Origin of the sequence: Psychrobacter faecalis, assembly GCF_016107575.1 — a bacterium.
Taxonomy (GTDB): domain Bacteria; phylum Pseudomonadota; class Gammaproteobacteria; order Pseudomonadales; family Moraxellaceae; genus Psychrobacter; species Psychrobacter faecalis.
The window spans coordinates 20,198-35,876 of record NZ_JABAST010000004.1; the positions used below are offsets into that span (position 1 = coordinate 20,198).

Consider the following 15,679-nt stretch of genomic DNA (forward strand, 5'->3'; position numbering starts at 1 on the left):
CCATTTTTTTAGGGTGGGTGTTTGACTATCAATGATGCTAACGATATGCCTTAAGCGTTACGATAGAGCACCGTATCTTGCTTATTAATCAGTAGGAATGAAAATAAAATAGATAATGCAAGAAGGAAAGATAGGAGAAGCAGAAGAGTCAGGAAGTTGCTGCGGAAAACGGTTAAAAACTAGCAGTAAAACGATGACTACTAAAGGGCTTGGAATCGATAAATAATGGCTTATTATGGATCATCTCTTCGATAAGACGCCCTGTGACTGGTCCTAATGTCAGCCCCTGATGAGCATGACCAAACGCAAACCACAAGTTATCATGTTTTGATGCAGGGCCAATCACTGGCTTCATATCTGGCATACAAGGCCTTGTCCCGCACCATGCTTCAGACTCCACGGCATCTTCAAGTGGCACAAGTTTTCTTGCATGAGTCAGCACGGCTTCTAGTTGGGCGAATTTTTTTGGCGCGTCTAAATTTGCCATTTCAGCACCCGTAGTAACTCTGATGCCTTGCTCCATTGCACCCATCACAAACCCTTTATCGACATCAAATAAGCTGTGTGAAAGGGCGTTTTTGGGTGTGATCTTAAAATGCTGATGGTAGCCACGCATAGGAAACATCGGTATGTTATAACCCAGTGGCTTGATAAGCTCAGCTGACCAAGGCCCTGCCGCTATCACGACATGCTGACAGACGTAGGTATCATCGCCGCATACAACTTGCCAGCCTTCTGCCGTTTGCATAATATCTGTCACGGTTGACTGCTTAACCTCGCCCGCCATCGCTGCAAAGCTTTTCGCATAGGCTTTTACAAGGCGACTGGGATTTTTTATTTGCCACGAGTTTTTCCAGTGGATACCGCCAATATAATCGGTAACGTTTAGATTTGGCTCTAGGGCTTGCAGCGCTACTAGCGATAGCACTTGATACTCTACGCCTTGCTCCGCAGCCTTTACGGCTTTGCTAATAGCTTTTTCAAAATCAATCGAATGACGATGAAGCTCAATCCAGCCTATTTTACTGACCAACACTTCTGCGCCAGCCGCTTTAATCATCGGCTCGTGCTCATTGGTACAATGCTCAATCAGCGTCGCCCATTCTTTATCGATAACTTCGATATTTTTTGGGCTGGAATGTAGCCAGTACTGAAATAAAGGGCGCTGAAAACCATAAATTGCCGACCAACGGTAGCGAATATCGGTACGGTTATTGGGCAGTACACTAAAAATCTCTTTAGCACTTCGCGGAAAGGGTTTGGTATTGACCGCTTCTCTGGTGATAATGCCCGCATTACCATAGGAGGTTTCTTCTCCTGGGAGCTTTTTATCAAGTAACAGCACCTGCGCGTTGTTTTTTTGCAGATGCCACGCGATAGAGGTTCCTACGATGCCTGCCCCAACTACAATCACGTCATAGCGCATATCAATACTCTTCGAGATCGTTAGACCAAAATAAAAACGTTGTCTTAAAAACTGTTACCTTAATAGCAGCCAGATTTTATAACGCAACAAACTGGCCCAAACCTTCTTTTTTGGCCTTTTGAGCAACCTTTAACGCGACGGCAGCATCGAAGCTTGCCGCGCCAACCGACTTAAACAGCGTGATACCTTTATCAGCATTTAGCTCAATTTGCACTTTTTCATTAACCAAATCACTTAGCGTTCCCGTCAGCTTATCCCACGTCCAAGTACTATCAGCGTCTTCATGAGCTTGGATCAAATCGCCCGCTTCATGCAAGCCGCCCTCGGCATCATCGATAATGACAGACGTGCTGGCTTCTATCACCGAATTGCTCACTTCCTTCATCGATGCTTGATAGGCGCCAACGGCATTGATATGAGCGTCGGCTTTTATCTGCGCCGCTTCGAACAAACCTGACGTCGCGCGCGTTGCCAAATTGATAATATCGGCGTCTTGAATCGCCGCTTCGATATCGTCGCACACCGTAAAATCAACGTCCCATTGTGGGTAGTCTTTTTTAAATTTCTCCTGAAATTTATGCGCGGTCTGCTTGGTTCGGTTCCAAAGATTCACCTGCTTGATATTTGGACGTACGGTAAGAATGGCGTTAAGCTGCTCATACGCCATACCGCCCGTGCCGACCACTGCTACCACACGGCTATCGCGATTGGCTAAATGTTTAGTCGCGATGCCAGACAGCGCCGCGGTACGTACTTGGGTGATATATACCCCATCCAAAAAGGCCAACATCTCTCCTGTGTCATTGTCTGAGACCGTGACATTGGCCATGGTTGTTGGTTTATCACGCTTAGGATTGTCTGGACAGATAGTGACCAGCTTGACGACTGCGTATTCATTAGTACCGTCAAATACCACTGCCGGCATGGATAAATGGCTGCCGGAGCTTTTTGTACTACTTTCCTCAAAAGTGGGAATGACAAGGCGTTCAGGCGTTTTAACCCACGTCGGATGCTCGCCTTGCACGTTGAGTAATTCCTCAATCGCCTCAATTGCCATCGACATGGTCAGCTGTTTTTTTACCGTATGAATGTCTAAAATTCGCATAATGTTCCTTAAACTGCCCTGTAATTTTATTATTAATAATCCCTAAATGTGACATTAAAAAACCTAACAAGCAACCCGCTATTTATTAAAGCTTTTATCACGGTTTATAATTTTAAAATATTCTTAGCGATAAGCTTAAATGTATGACTTACAACGACGGCCATATTGGCTATGATATTTATAAAAATTTAGTCGAATTTTAACCAAGTAAATAACCACACTATGTAAATAAACATGCTATCTGATAATTTTAAGACACTGACCAGCATGGTATAAAGTCAGTCCCAACTCTGTAAAGCCCGATTTAATGCCTGCAAAAGGGATTTTCGCTTCTTCTAACGTCTTAAATGGAATAGGAATACTGTCTCTATTACCAGTCAATATATACTCCGCGAAGCATTTACCCATGAGCGTACCGGTAGTGATGCCGCGACCATTATAGGCGGTCGCGGTCAGCAAACCTTCATCGGGCTCCATCACGCGAAAGATATGATCTTGGGTAAAGCCAAAGCTACCGCACCACTCATATTGCCAATTAAAGGCAGGCAGATCTGGATAATAGCTTTTTTGCACCGCATTGGCCCATGACTGATAAAAGGATTTTGGTTTCATCTGCGTCCCACCAACCGTGCCCAATAATAGGCGATTGTCATTATCACGGCGGAAACTTGATAACGCCAAACGGGTATCCCACGCCCCTGTTTTATAAGGTAAAATGCGCTCTGCCGCCTCGCCGCTCAGTGGTTCAGAGGCGATTTGATAGTAATAAACCAAATAAAATGTTTTCTTAATTTCTGTCCATTCGCCTTCGCTATAGGCATTGGTAGCGATGATGACGCGCTCAGACTTGACGCGCGCTTTGGCGGTTCTTGCATACCAATGACCGTCCACCTTTTCTAGTGCTTCAACGCCAGAATGCTCGTAAATCGTCACGCCAAGATTAGTGGCAACTTTGGCAAGCCCTCTGACATACGCCAGCGGATTGATGGTACCAGCGCGGTGGTCTAATAAAGCTTTATTAATACTGGTGGTACCGCAGTATTCTTGGCATTTGCTGCCAGTCAATACCTCAACATTGGCACCGCGGCGACGCAGCTGCTCGTATCTGATATCGACATCGATTTCACCTTTGGCATTATGCGCCATGTGAAGGTTGCCCGCTTGGGTGGCTTGGGCGTCGATATCATAGCGTTTGATTAGATCAAACACCAAACTTGGTGCTTGTCCAAGCGCTTGGGTCAAACGCTCACCGGCTGCTTCACCCAGACTGATATTCAAGTCATCAGGGCGCGCCCAAGTTCCGGCGTTGACTAGCCCAACGCTTTTTCCCGAGCCGCCACTACCGATGGTTTGGCTTTCAAGTAAGACAACTTTGACGCCTTTTTCAGCCAAATGAATCGCCGCCGACAATCCAGTATATCCGCCGCCAATGATACACACCGCCGCTTGGGTATCGCTACTCATTTGGCTATAAGCGTCAATATTCGGCGCGGTCATGTTCCATAAACACTGCTCTTGCAACATATCATATTCCTTTATTAGCGCGCTTCATTGACAGAAAAAGCAACGTCAACCTCTTCCACCTCAGGCTCTTCGCGCGGTATGAACTTATCAAGGAACGCCCATAACAGCCCAAATAAAGGCGACAACCAACACGCAAACGCAAAAGGTGCATAGGTCAATGTTGCTATCCCAAGTGTCGCTGCTACAAAGCTACCGCCCATATTCCACGGGATAAGGGGTGACAAAAGCGTACCCGCGTCTTCGATAGAGCGTGTCAAGGTCGTGCGCTTATAGCCCATATCTTTATATTTGTCTTGCAATAAACGCCCTGGCAAAACACAGGTCGTGTAAACATCACCAATCAGCGTTCCGACACTCAGCACACTGCCATATGTCGTAAAAACCAACCCCAAACGCGATTTTACGAAATGGTTAATTTTCGCCATGATGGCTTTGAGCGTACCGTAGTGCTCAAGCGCCCCAACAAACCCCAAAGCAAATATCGTTAAGCTGATCACCCATGTCATCGACATAACGCCGCCCTTTGACAACAATTGATCTACCACTTCAAAACCCGTCTCACTGACAAAGCCATTTTGTAAAACATTAAAAACATCACTCACGCCCACGCCTTGCATAAAGACGGCAATCACTGAGCCTACCAGCACACCGCTTAATACGGTCGGTATCGCTGGCATTTTCATCACAGCGGCGACAATGACCACTAACGCTGGCAATAAGGTGATGATACTTAAATTGTAATTGGCCGCTAAGTTATCCTGCAATGCACGAATAGAAGACAAATCGATACTATCGTCACCATAACCCATGCCAATCCAAGCATAGAGCGCCAACGCCGTAATCATGGCGGGCACGGTGGTCGGCAGCATACCTTTGATATGATCCCAAAGGTCTACACCCGCCGCGGCTGGGGTTAAGTTAGTGGTATCTGACAGCGGTGACATTTTGTCGCCAAAAAAAGCACCGGAGACGATAGCACCACCTGTTAGATGTGCGGGAATACCAAGCCCCATACCAATTCCCATCATCGCAAGGCCCACGGTACCAACCGTACCCCACGAGGTACCCGTAGCGACAGAAATAATGGCGCAAATAAGACAGACGGAAAATAAAAACGAGGAAGGCGAGAAAATACTAAAGCCGTAGTACAGAATGGTCGGCACGGTTCCGGCGATAATCCATGCGCCGATGAGCATACCGACGCCCATCAGGATAATCATCGCTGGCAAACCGATTTTAATAACCTTTAAAAACCGCTCTTCCATACCTTGCCAACTACGGCCACGCAGTTTCATAAACAAACCGGTGATTAAAATACCGCAGGCTAAGGGTATATGAGGGGTAAAATCTTTGAAGACGAAAAACTGTATCATCAGAATGATGGCAGTCAATACAAGCGGCGCGATATCAAGTAAAAAGCTAGACGACGGATCATAACCGTCTATATCGGGGTTATGCGTTTTATCATCGATCATAATAGTTCTACCTTCCTTAGTAGTCGTCGATGGGAGTGGCAACCAATCCTTGATTGCTTATTATTTTTGGTCTGCCAAGCTTCTATAAAGTACGCTTGGCAGTTTATTGATAAATACATCAAATTAGCAAAAGTTTGTACTCACCTTTTTATTAACCAAAGCTAATACCTTGGGCAAGTGGCAGCTCTTTTGAATAGTTGATGGTATTGGTCTGACGGCGCATATAGACCTTCCATGCATCAGAGCCAGATTCACGGCCACCGCCGGTTTCTTTTTCACCGCCAAACGCGCCGCCAATCTCAGCGCCACTGGTACCGATATTGACGTTGGCAATACCGCAATCACTACCGCGGTCACTGAGGAAAGTCTCCGCCTCACGCAAATCATTGGTAAAGACGCATGATGATAGGCCTTGTGGCACATCGTTTTGCATCTCGATCGCTTCATCAAAGTCTTGGTAGGTCATGACATAAAGGATAGGCGCAAACGTCTCACTTCTGGCGACATCGTTTTGCTCGTCAAACTCGACAATGGCAGGCGTGACGTAATAGGCGTTAGGATATTTGTCTGCAAGGACGCGCTCGCCGCCCGTGACCGTGCCGCCTGCTTCTCGCGCCTTTTCCAACGCCACTTGCATATTATTAAAGCTGTCTTCATCGATCAGTGGACCAACCAGATTGCCCTCTAGTGGATGACCGATACTGACGGTTTCATAAGCGGACTTGATGCGCGGTAGGATGTCGTCTTTGATAGACTCATGCACAAATAAACGGCGCAATGTCGTACAGCGCTGCCCCGCCGTCCCAACCGCGGAGAATAAAATCCCACGTAACGCTAAGTCTAAATCGGCACTTGGTGCCAAGATCATGGCGTTGTTGCCGCCAAGCTCAAGCAAGCATTTACCAAAACGGTTGGCAACTTTTGGCCCGACTTCTCGGCCCATACGCGTACTGCCGGTGGCGCTCACCAAAGCCACATCTTTATGCTCAACCAAGGCGTTACCGACATCGGTTTTACCGAGTAAGACTTGCGATAGATGGTCTGGCGCATCGCCAAATTTGGCCAAGGCTTTTTCAAACAGTGCCTGACAGGCCAAAGCGACAAGCGGGGTTTTTTCTGATGGTTTCCAAATCACAGGGTTACCGCAGACGATAGCCAGTGCGGTATTCCAAGACCAAACCGCAACGGGAAAGTTAAAGGCTGAGATGACACCAATCACCCCGAGCGGATGCCATGTCTCACGCATGTGATGGCCTGGACGCTCCGACGCAATTGTCAAACCATAAAGTTGACGCGACACTCCGACGGCAAAGTCGCAAATATCAATCATTTCTTGCACTTCGCCTAGGCCTTCTTCTTTGATCTTGCCGGCTTCAAATGACACCAGCATGCCCAAGTCTTCTTTATGCTCGCGCAGCACTTCACCGAGCAGGCGCACCAGCTCGCCACGTCTTGGCGCAGGCACCACGCGCCACTCTTTAAAAGCTTTTTTAGCATTGGCAATCTTGGTGTTGACCTCATCAACGCTGTCCAAGGTCATGCTGCCAATCACAGAGCCATCAATCGGGCTATTGACGTCAAAATCACCATTTTGATATGGTGCTTCTTTGACGCCCATCGCGGCCATATACTGCTTGATCATAATCCATCCCTTTTATTAATTTATACTTCCTTGAAGACTTATTAACTTAACTTGCACCCAGCTAAGTTGCAAAATAATTAATTTCGTACTGCCATTCCTTTTTGGAATGCTCATTAATAGTTCCAATTATCTATGACGGTTTTAGATAACGCGTTTTAAAACTTTACTATTTAGTTGTCCCAAACAGGCTTTGAGACTTTGCGCTTGCAGCGTTTGATAAAGTTCAAGCTCATCGTACACCTGAGCGCCCAAAGCATGCTCAAACGCTTCTTTATTGGTATGAACTTCACCCTTACTTTGTTTGCCGCTGTTTTCGTCGTTTTCATTGTCGTTTTCATTGTCGTTTGTGCTATCGTCATGCAGATTGGACTGAAAAATCCCCGCCGCACTGACGGGTAAAAAATCCTCATAAACGATAGGTTCTAAGCGAATCATTCCTTGCTCAAGCACATCAGTAAGCACTTGCCTTGATATAGAATCATTTATACTTTCTACTTCTAAAGAATCTAGTGTCTGTTCAATGTCAGCAACGACTATATCTGCATCGCTACCAACTGCTTGATAGTAAAAATACGCCAAACCTTCATCATGCAGCGTTTGATAATCATCAGGGAACGCTGCAAATGCACTTTCTAAAACCTGATAATACTCCGAGGCGTTATCGACATTTGGCGTCACAGCTAACTGACGGCGAGCTTGGCTAAGCAATTGGTCATACAGCGCTCTGCCTTTGGGTGTTAAAGCCACGCCGCGCTGCTCAATCTCACCAAAGCGCGCAGTATGATGCCCCGTTTCATAGCCGCCGTTAGGATTTTTAAAGCTAACCGCTTCTTCTAACGCTTTAAAACTGGTCTGACGCAATAAAATAGGACATCTCCGTCTCGGTGGCCCTTCTATAATGGCTTTTGGTGGTATGCCTTTTGCTCGCATACCTGCTTGTACCGCATCGATATCTAAGGTTCGAGGCGTCAGATGGTTGATATGCGGGCCCTTAAAACCAACGACGTCAGCAATGAGTCCGTGTTGGCTTAATAGTTGCTGATAAAGCGCTTTTGAGACGGGTGTTTTGTCATGCCAGCGAAAGGTTTCTAACGCTTCTTTAACAAATCGCTTAGCGTCTTCCGCCGTCAGCCCGCCCTGCTCCTCAAAGCGCTTAATTAAATTAATAACGTTATCTGTAAAGATAGTGCGCTTATCCAAAGCAGCAATCGCTTCTTGTTTTAATGCTTCATCATCTATCAAATCAAGGCGCAATAGAGAAGTAAAAACGCGAAAGGGGCTTTTATTTAATGAGGATGTTTCAAGCGCTCGAAAAGCCGTAGAATGCACAGGCACGCCAGCGGGCGCCAAATCATAGTAACCAACGGGGTACATGCCCATCACCGCAAACAGCCTGCGCATCATGCTTAGCTCAGCGGCGGTGCCTAATCTGATCGCACCGTGGCGCTCCATACCTAGCCTATCAATCTCTCCGGTGTGCTCAAGTTGCTCCCTAATTTCAGGCTGCTTATTTAATACTTCAGTATTCACCTCGCTCACCAAATCAATGAGGTCACCATATAACGGCACTTCTTTTTGGTACATCTCTGACATGGCGATAGAAAAATCGTGGCGAATATCATCGCTATTGATAAAGGTAGGGTTCACAAGTATGTATCCTTTTTAATTAAGGTATTTTTTTAGATAAAAACAGCCGTCTCAGAAACTCTCAGTAACTCACAAAAACTCTCAGCAGCTCACAGACACTATAGCTTTGGCATTTCATTATGAATACTGCTTAGCACCGCCTTTAAAATATCAAGACCCGCCGTTAGGGTTTCAGTCTCAATCGTCAGCGGCGGCAATAAGCGAATAATATGTCGACGCTTACCACTTGGCATCAACAACAAACCCTGCTCGCGCGCTTGTGTTAAGACATGCGCCATCACACTTGGATGCGTGCCATAGGTTGGGTGACGCAGCTCGATACCGCGCATCGCCCCTATTCCTGTAAGCCCATATAGCCATGGAGAGAGGTTTTGCTGCTGCCATTTATTGACAGTATTTTCAATGGTGTTGGCATAATACTGAGCTGATTGCCAGACCTCATCGTCCTGCATGATATCCAAAGTAGCATTTGCCGCCGCACACGCCACTGGATTACCTGAATAGGTTCCGCCCAAGCTCCCTTTTGGCAGACCATTCATCACGCCAGCTTTGCCGACTACCGCTCCAAGTGGTAAGCCGCCGGCGATACTTTTACCGAGCAATAGCAGGTCAGGCTCAATGCCTAAATGCGTAAAGGCAAAAGGCGTACCTGTGCGACCATACCCCGACTGAATCTCATCCATGATGAGTAAGATGCCATGCTCATCACAAAAGCTGCGTAGATATTGGGCAAACGCCGCGGACAGCAGCTGAAACCCACCCTCACCTTGCACAGGTTCTACAATAATGGCGCCGATATTAGCCACATCAGTCTCTACCGCAAATAGACGCTCTAAAGCCGCAATCGCCTGCTGATCGCTGATATCGTTATCAGGACTAGGAAAAGGAATATGGTAGACGCCGCCAGACAATGGCCCTAGCCCGCGCTTATAAGGCGCGACCTTACCATTTAAATTAACCGCCGCCAGCGTACGCCCATGGAAACCACCATCAAAGGCAATGACGCCAGTGCGCCCTGTCTGCATACGGGCGATTTTTATGGCATTTTCGGTGGCTTCTGCGCCGCAGTTGGTGAGCATGCCCGCAAGCTCACCTTTAATAGGAATCCATTCACACAGTCTTGGCATAAAGGTTTGGTATGGCAAGTGAGCCGCGGCGTTATAAGCATAATGAATCAGCGACTGCGCTTGAGTGACAATCGCGCTGACGATATGAGGATGGCAATGACCAAGGTTTAAGACCCCAATACCGCCGACAAAATCAATATAGCAACGGTCTTTATCGTCCCAAACGTTAGCATTTTTACCTTTGATTAATGTCAGCGGATGCACCATCGTAAAGGCATCGGTGACGTTGTATAGCTGCTCCATGGCTGTCTCTTATCTTCCTTGATGAGAGAGTCATTTGAGCAAACTGCTCCACTATCAGCAAACGAATAATAGTTGTGACGCCATTCCTTTTTGTCATTGCCATGCTTATTATTACCATATTTAACTTTAACAAAAAAACCGGCTCAAGGCCGGTGCGTTGCTATCTTTTCAAACGGTACTTTTCAAACTTTGCTTTTACTAACTGTACTTTTTAACCTTGTTAATACCTAAAGGGTTAAACGGTTCATAGTTAAGACTTTCGTAGTTAAAAAGTTCCAATCTGTTTTACATTACAAGATAAAATCCAAGTCTGGCGTAGGCTCCTTTGACTTAGCAAGATAAGCTGAAATCCATTCTATAATGACCTTTATTTTATGCGAGTTGCCCATGGCTAAAGGGTAAGACATATAATAAGCTCCCCTGCCTTTTGAGGCATAGCGCCATGCTGTCACCAGAGCGCCTGATTGCAGCTCTGGCGCAACCAAACGCAGTGGCACCAGTGCGACACCATAGCCAAGTAGTGCCGCTGAAATAGTCGTATGAAAGGTGTCAAAGCGCGGGCCGACAAAGGTACCATCGATACGAATATCCTGCTGTCTAAAATATTCATACCAAGCGCTAGGGCGTGAGCTGAGTTGTAATAACGTGCAATTATCTATATTGCCTATATCACCCATGCATGCGGCTTTGTCTGTTAAATAATCCGGATGACAGACGGCGACATTATACTCATCAAACAACTTAATCGACTCCATGCCGCCCCAAATTCCATCGCCATATAAAAACGCCACATCGACGTTTTGATCTTCAGAAAAAAACGGTCCAGCCAGCTCTTTGATGGTTAAATTAATCAGTGGATTCACTGTACCAAAGCCGTTTAATGCAGGCATCAGCCAGCGCGAGCAAAAAGTTGGATGCGAGACGATTTTCAGCACTTCTGAATTATCACTGTTTGACATCAGACTAGTAGTCGCCGCCTCAATATGTTTGAGGATTTCGAGCACTTCTAAGTAGTAAGTCTTACCAGCGGGCGTTAAAGAGATGCGATGCGGTGTGCGATAAAACAGCGACAGGTTCAGCATTTCTTCAAGCTGCGCGACTTGCTTACTGATAGCGCTTTGCGTCATGTGCATCTCTTGCGCCGCATTGGTAAAACTCAAATGCCGAGCCGCCGTCTCAAAACATTGCAGCGCCGTGGTCGAAGGATACCTTCTAAAAGCAAGTGGGGTTTTATTATCGGGTTTCATAATGTATTGGTTCTTTTAGTTACTTATAAATTATTTTAAAGAATATATGATACACAGATTGACAAACCTTTACCTTTATTCACCTGAGTTTTTTAAGTTTCTTTATTATATTTAGGCATACTGTCAGCTGAATTGTCAGGTATTTTAATTATCAGGGACATAGGAATAAACCTCTAAACTGGCTAAATCTTATTATAAGCAGACAATCAAAAACAATAACAAGGATATAAAAATGAAAACATCGGTAACGCCTAAAAAGCTTCAAAACAAACTATGGATAGCCTTATTAGCTAGTGTGATTGGGCTTAGCGCTTGTAGCAATGAAAGAGAAGATGCAACGGATGTTAGTACAGAGCCCGACACTGCTGACATGACTACGACCAATGACACCGTCCAGTCTACCGATACGCAAGCTGACGAAATGGCGCCTGTAGCCACTACGACAGACAACGAGACCTCGACCACCACGGCGACCACTTCTACAGGCACTACTGCCACCTCGACTGACGCGACCGAGAATGATGGAGATCAAACCTATTATTCTGGCGTAGATGGTGCAGAAGATGAAGAAAAAGGCGTTGATGCTGTGGTTGTTAATGAAAACAATCCAAATCTCGATCAAACACCGGCAGAGGGCGTGCAATAAATTTGGGCTTGGCAAACCGCATCGCTATACGCAATAAATAAACCGCACAGCAACAGAGACATAAAATAAGCGAGAACCATGATGGTCTCGCTTATTTTATGTCTAATATCTTTTATCCGATCATATTAAATAGCTTAATTATCAATCTTTGCGCCTATGCTTTGGCTTAAAGGGTTTGGAGAATTGCAAAATGATAAATCCAACGACTGAGAGGATAATGGCAATTTCATAGCGCCCATAGGCGACCGAGATACCAATTGCCGCTGTATTCCATAGCCCAGCGGCGGTTGCCGTGCCTTTTGCCCCATTCTCGTTTTTAAAAATAGCCCCACCCCCAATAAAACCCATACCAGTTATGATCGCATACATGATACGAGCTTCTGCGTCCGAGCCTTGATAAATATCCATACCTACCAACATAAAAGCGCACGAGGCAATCGTCACCAAAGGAAAGGTTCTGAGTCCCGCACCATTGTCTTCAAGCTCACGATTAAGGGCAATCGGCAGCGACAGTATAAAAGCAATGCCAAGCTGAAAGGCATGGTAGGTTAAAATCTTCATACTGATATCAAATGCAAACATAGCTATCGCCTAAAAGTCCGTTTAAAGGGTCATCAATCTTATTTAAAACCCAGTCTCTTCAGACTAAGTTAAAAACTGCTTACCTATCAAATATTTTATACTATATAAAGATATTACAAGAACTAATCCTAAAGCTAAATAACATTTAGTGAAGAAAGGTAAGTTTTAAAAAACCGTTACGCAAATTCATCAATCCATAAATTGAATAATTACGAGCAAAGTACTGTAATAGTTTAAGTGAATAGTGGTTGTTTTTATTTTACGAGCTTTAATAAAGAAAAGGAGGCAGGCGTGACCGATAGTTGTGCAAAATTACTCGCTGATAAAGGATTGACGGTGGTCTTTATTGAAAGCGCGACCGCGGGCTACTTAGCGCATCGCTTTTCTGTCAGTCCATATTCTGGTGATGTATTAATGGGTGGCCTAGTATGTTATGACGTTTCGATAAAAAAGCAGGTATTAAAAGTACCTAGCCAATTAATTGAGGACTGTACGCCTGAGTCGTTAGAAGTGACGCGTGAGCTGGTCATCAAAGCCAAAAAAATGTTTGAGGCCGACTTACATGTTGCCTGTACGGGACTGTTAAAGCCTGGCGGCTCTGAAACCGAAGAAAAACCCGTCGGCACGTTTTTTTATTGTATCGGCTATCAAGGCGAGATTTATGATTTTCGCAGCCTGTGCCACGGCGCTCCTGAGCAAAAGCTACGCAGTATAAACAGCCTTATTTGCAAAAGTATTATTGAGGTGGTCACCAGTCATACTGCTTAATTTACAAACTTGGTTTTGAGCGCTTTCGCCCATCCTTTGGAATGCTGACAACGCTTGCACCTCTCATTTGCCACTTCGATATATTGTACATGACCGCAGTGCATGCAAGCATAGGGATGACCGCTTTCTAATACCGTTGCCTTTTTAAATTCTTGCGGAAAAATAGGCAGTCCATACTGCGTTTTCTCAGGCTCAAATAATAACACGCTAAAATCACCATCTGTTTCGAGCAACCCTACTTGAACTTGGCCTAAATGACGCACGCCTTTTTGGCGCATTTCTGAAAAGAACTCATCGTGCGACATTTTGCCCTTTTTGACGTCCTCTAAGACCAATAAACCATCCTCGACAATACAAGTCGGCTTACCTTCTAAGATAAGCTCAAAAATTTTGTACCTTGTCGAGCACCAAGTAAAAAACCGATAAAGTAGCAAGACAATACTCATAATAAGCACTGCTTGAATCAGCGGCAAATCTTCTGTAAACATCGGGTCGCCTGCGATAGAGCCCAATGACAAAATAATGGTTAATTCAAAAATAGAGAGTTGGCGGATGCCGCGCTTGCCCGTAAAGCGTAATAATAAAATAATCAGGCAAAACATGATGATGGTACGTATGGCGATTTCTGCCGCAAAAGACCATGTGGTGTCATAAATAAAAATACTGAACCAATCCATGTTATTTTTCCATTATTCTTTTTTATCGTGTTATTTTTTTATCGTGTCATTTCTCTAAGTATGAGTATATTAAAAAAACGACTGCTCCGCTGTATAGTGCGTTTGTTATTGCTGTATAGGTTTGTAAAATTTTTAATTAAAAAAGGCTGCTAACGCTGTGGTAAATATAGCGCTAACAACCTTGTGAATTGACAGTATGACTAATGTGATCTGATTAAGATTTCTTGTCTAACATCACTTAACATTGCTTAACTGGGCTTACGTGCCAACATGGTAGTAAACTGTAATTGCGCGCCGTTATGCATGGTGCCGACGTCTTCATTATATTTAATCAACTCCCAGCCCTGATACATGTCGCGTAATTGCCCTTCGTTTAGAGTAAACGGGAAATTAACCGGACATGGATAGGCTTGAGTGTTCATGGCACAAACAATCAAATTATAACCACCAGCCAGCGTATGCGCCTGCATATCGGCAATGACAGCGTCAACGCGCGCGGGGTCAAGGAACATCAGGGTCACCGTACAGCTGATAAAACCATAATCGGCATCAAGGCTGGCACGATTGATATCGTACACTTCGGCTTTGAGGTTTGTAAGTCCTTCTTGTTCAACAATGTCTTGTAGCATATTGATAGCGCTAGGATTGGCATCTATCGCCGTCACATTAAACCCAAGTTGGTTAAGATATAAAGCATTGCGCCCATTTGAGCAGCCCATATCGAGCGCAGCGCACGGCTCAATAATCTGGCACGCTTCTACGACTTCACTATGAGCAGGATTCAAGCCGTAGCGGCTATTGAGATCAACGGTCATGGCAACCTCTTATATGTAATTGAGAGATTTTATCATAGCACTAATGACAATCGATGAAAGCGGCAGGAAAAACCACCACGTCATCTTTTTCTTGCCAGGGCGCAAACTTGGTCATCGCTTGCAAAAAAAGTGGATGGTTGAGCCAGTCTTGTAGCCAGCGCTGCAAATTTGGATAAGGTAAATCGTAAAAAACCTTGCGATTCACATGCGCAAATTGACGGACAAACGGCATGATACCGATATCAGCGATGGTTATACTCTCTCCTAGTAAATAAGGATTTTTGATTAATAACTCCTCTAACATTTGTAAAAAAGCTTCACCTCGTTGTCGATACTCTGCTTGGCTCATATCGAGATGGCGGTCGGCGTATTTATAGCGATCGAGCCAATATTTAAACTCATTGTCGTTTTTATCAATCAGCGCATTTGCTTGCGGCAAAGTCTGGGCAGCAAGCATCCCTTGCGCATCTTGCTGTTCAAGCGCCCATGTCATTATCTCTCTACTCTCTTCAATCACTGTGCCATCTAAAAGCTGCAAAACAGGCACCGTGCCTTTTGGGCTAATCGCTAGCATTTGCGGCGGCTTATTTTTTAATGTTATCTCGCGCAGCTCGACCTGCAGCCCCGCAAACAACAACCCAAGACGGGCGCGCATGGCATAAGGACAGCGACGAAAAGAGTACAGACGAGGATAAGAGGAAATCGAAGGAGTCATAGACGTGTTTCGCAGTTTGATTAATCTTTATCGTTTTAGG

14 protein-coding genes are annotated in these 15,679 nt (G+C 45.2%); 2 read left to right on the forward strand and 12 right to left on the reverse strand.

Annotated features, from left to right (window positions below; translation table 11 throughout):
• Window positions 1-172: 172 nt before the first annotated feature.
• The 8 genes from JFC07_RS02230 to JFC07_RS02265 all read right to left on the reverse strand — a co-directional run bounded on the left by JFC07_RS02230 (window position 173) and on the right by JFC07_RS02265 (window position 11,436).
• The gene (locus tag JFC07_RS02230; RefSeq protein WP_198328013.1) at window positions 173-1,426 is read right to left on the reverse strand and encodes an NAD(P)/FAD-dependent oxidoreductase; all 1,254 of its coding nucleotides are present in this window, start codon (window positions 1,424-1,426) and stop codon (window positions 173-175) included.
• A gap of 76 nt (window positions 1,427-1,502) precedes the next feature.
• A complete protein-coding gene (locus tag JFC07_RS02235) occupies window positions 1,503-2,531 on the reverse strand; it encodes an ornithine cyclodeaminase family protein (RefSeq protein WP_198328014.1) in 1,029 nt (342 codons plus the stop codon).
• 237 nt (window positions 2,532-2,768) lie between these two features.
• Entirely contained in the window at window positions 2,769-4,055 is a 1,287-nt protein-coding gene (amaA, locus tag JFC07_RS02240) for an L-pipecolate oxidase (RefSeq protein ID WP_198328015.1), read from the reverse strand.
• Between the two features lie 14 nt (window positions 4,056-4,069).
• Window positions 4,070-5,530, reverse strand: coding sequence for a Na+/H+ antiporter NhaC (nhaC, locus tag JFC07_RS02245; RefSeq protein ID WP_198328016.1), 1,461 nt, complete (start codon window positions 5,528-5,530; stop codon window positions 4,070-4,072).
• A gap of 151 nt (window positions 5,531-5,681) precedes the next feature.
• Complete coding sequence (gene amaB, locus JFC07_RS02250; RefSeq protein WP_198328017.1) at window positions 5,682-7,172, reverse strand: L-piperidine-6-carboxylate dehydrogenase; 1,491 nt, start codon at window positions 7,170-7,172, stop codon at window positions 5,682-5,684.
• A gap of 141 nt (window positions 7,173-7,313) precedes the next feature.
• Window positions 7,314-8,765, reverse strand: a complete 1,452-nt coding sequence (hglS, locus tag JFC07_RS02255; RefSeq protein ID WP_227697949.1) for a 2-oxoadipate dioxygenase/decarboxylase HglS — start codon at window positions 8,763-8,765, stop codon at window positions 7,314-7,316.
• 152 nt (window positions 8,766-8,917) lie between these two features.
• Window positions 8,918-10,189 carry a 2-aminoadipate transaminase gene (locus tag JFC07_RS02260; protein ID WP_198328019.1) on the reverse strand — a complete coding sequence of 424 codons (1,272 nt, stop codon included), beginning with the start codon at window positions 10,187-10,189 and terminating at the stop codon, window positions 8,918-8,920.
• Window positions 10,190-10,479: 290 nt separating this feature from the next.
• Complete coding sequence (locus JFC07_RS02265) at window positions 10,480-11,436, reverse strand: LysR substrate-binding domain-containing protein (RefSeq protein WP_198328020.1); 957 nt, start codon at window positions 11,434-11,436, stop codon at window positions 10,480-10,482.
• Between the two features lie 232 nt (window positions 11,437-11,668).
• On the opposite strand from JFC07_RS02265, the gene JFC07_RS02270 reads away from it, so the two are divergent.
• Entirely contained in the window at window positions 11,669-12,082 is a 414-nt protein-coding gene (locus JFC07_RS02270) for a hypothetical protein (protein ID WP_198328021.1), read from the forward strand.
• A 141-nt stretch (window positions 12,083-12,223) separates the two neighbouring features.
• On the opposite strand, the gene JFC07_RS02275 is transcribed toward JFC07_RS02270, so the two are convergent.
• The gene (locus JFC07_RS02275) at window positions 12,224-12,664 is read right to left on the reverse strand and encodes an MgtC/SapB family protein (RefSeq protein WP_102076692.1); all 441 of its coding nucleotides are present in this window, start codon (window positions 12,662-12,664) and stop codon (window positions 12,224-12,226) included.
• A 291-nt stretch (window positions 12,665-12,955) separates the two neighbouring features.
• Between JFC07_RS02275 and JFC07_RS02280 the strand changes: the two genes are divergently transcribed.
• Window positions 12,956-13,432 carry a CinA family protein gene (locus JFC07_RS02280; RefSeq protein ID WP_193031940.1) on the forward strand — a complete coding sequence of 159 codons (477 nt, stop codon included), beginning with the start codon at window positions 12,956-12,958 and terminating at the stop codon, window positions 13,430-13,432.
• Here JFC07_RS02280 and JFC07_RS02285 read toward each other — a convergent pair.
• From JFC07_RS02285 to JFC07_RS02295, 3 genes are all read right to left on the reverse strand, one after another.
• Entirely contained in the window at window positions 13,429-14,109 is a 681-nt protein-coding gene (locus tag JFC07_RS02285; protein WP_198328022.1) for a DUF421 domain-containing protein, read from the reverse strand. The two genes, JFC07_RS02280 and JFC07_RS02285, sit on opposite strands and share 4 nt — an antisense overlap.
• Before the next feature lie 248 nt (window positions 14,110-14,357).
• Complete coding sequence (gene tehB, locus JFC07_RS02290; protein WP_191692090.1) at window positions 14,358-14,924, reverse strand: tellurite resistance methyltransferase TehB; 567 nt, start codon at window positions 14,922-14,924, stop codon at window positions 14,358-14,360.
• 40 nt (window positions 14,925-14,964) lie between these two features.
• Complete coding sequence (locus tag JFC07_RS02295) at window positions 14,965-15,639, reverse strand: glutathione S-transferase (protein WP_198328023.1); 675 nt, start codon at window positions 15,637-15,639, stop codon at window positions 14,965-14,967.
• Window positions 15,640-15,679: the final 40 nt, after the last annotated feature.

What these genes read in the sequence shown, in the direction of transcription:
- nhaC (WP_198328016.1), bottom strand. Translation starts at nt 5,530, where the DNA reads ATGATCGATGATAAAACGCATAACCCCGATATAGACGGTTATGATCCG.
- JFC07_RS02285 (WP_198328022.1), bottom strand. Translation starts at nt 14,109, where the DNA reads ATGGATTGGTTCAGTATTTTTATTTATGACACCACATGGTCTTTTGCG.
- JFC07_RS02265 (WP_198328020.1), bottom strand. Translation starts at nt 11,436, where the DNA reads ATGAAACCCGATAATAAAACCCCACTTGCTTTTAGAAGGTATCCTTCG.
- JFC07_RS02230 (WP_198328013.1), bottom strand. Translation starts at nt 1,426, where the DNA reads ATGCGCTATGACGTGATTGTAGTTGGGGCAGGCATCGTAGGAACCTCT.
- JFC07_RS02295 (WP_198328023.1), bottom strand. Translation starts at nt 15,639, where the DNA reads ATGACTCCTTCGATTTCCTCTTATCCTCGTCTGTACTCTTTTCGTCGC.
- JFC07_RS02235 (WP_198328014.1), bottom strand. Translation starts at nt 2,531, where the DNA reads ATGCGAATTTTAGACATTCATACGGTAAAAAAACAGCTGACCATGTCG.
- JFC07_RS02275 (WP_102076692.1), bottom strand. Translation starts at nt 12,664, where the DNA reads ATGTTTGCATTTGATATCAGTATGAAGATTTTAACCTACCATGCCTTT.
- amaA (WP_198328015.1), bottom strand. Translation starts at nt 4,055, where the DNA reads ATGTTGCAAGAGCAGTGTTTATGGAACATGACCGCGCCGAATATTGAC.
- JFC07_RS02260 (WP_198328019.1), bottom strand. Translation starts at nt 10,189, where the DNA reads ATGGAGCAGCTATACAACGTCACCGATGCCTTTACGATGGTGCATCCG.
- JFC07_RS02270 (WP_198328021.1), top strand. Translation starts at nt 11,669, where the DNA reads ATGAAAACATCGGTAACGCCTAAAAAGCTTCAAAACAAACTATGGATA.
- hglS (WP_227697949.1), bottom strand. Translation starts at nt 8,765, where the DNA reads ATGTCAGAGATGTACCAAAAAGAAGTGCCGTTATATGGTGACCTCATT.
- tehB (WP_191692090.1), bottom strand. Translation starts at nt 14,924, where the DNA reads ATGACCGTTGATCTCAATAGCCGCTACGGCTTGAATCCTGCTCATAGT.
- amaB (WP_198328017.1), bottom strand. Translation starts at nt 7,172, where the DNA reads ATGATCAAGCAGTATATGGCCGCGATGGGCGTCAAAGAAGCACCATAT.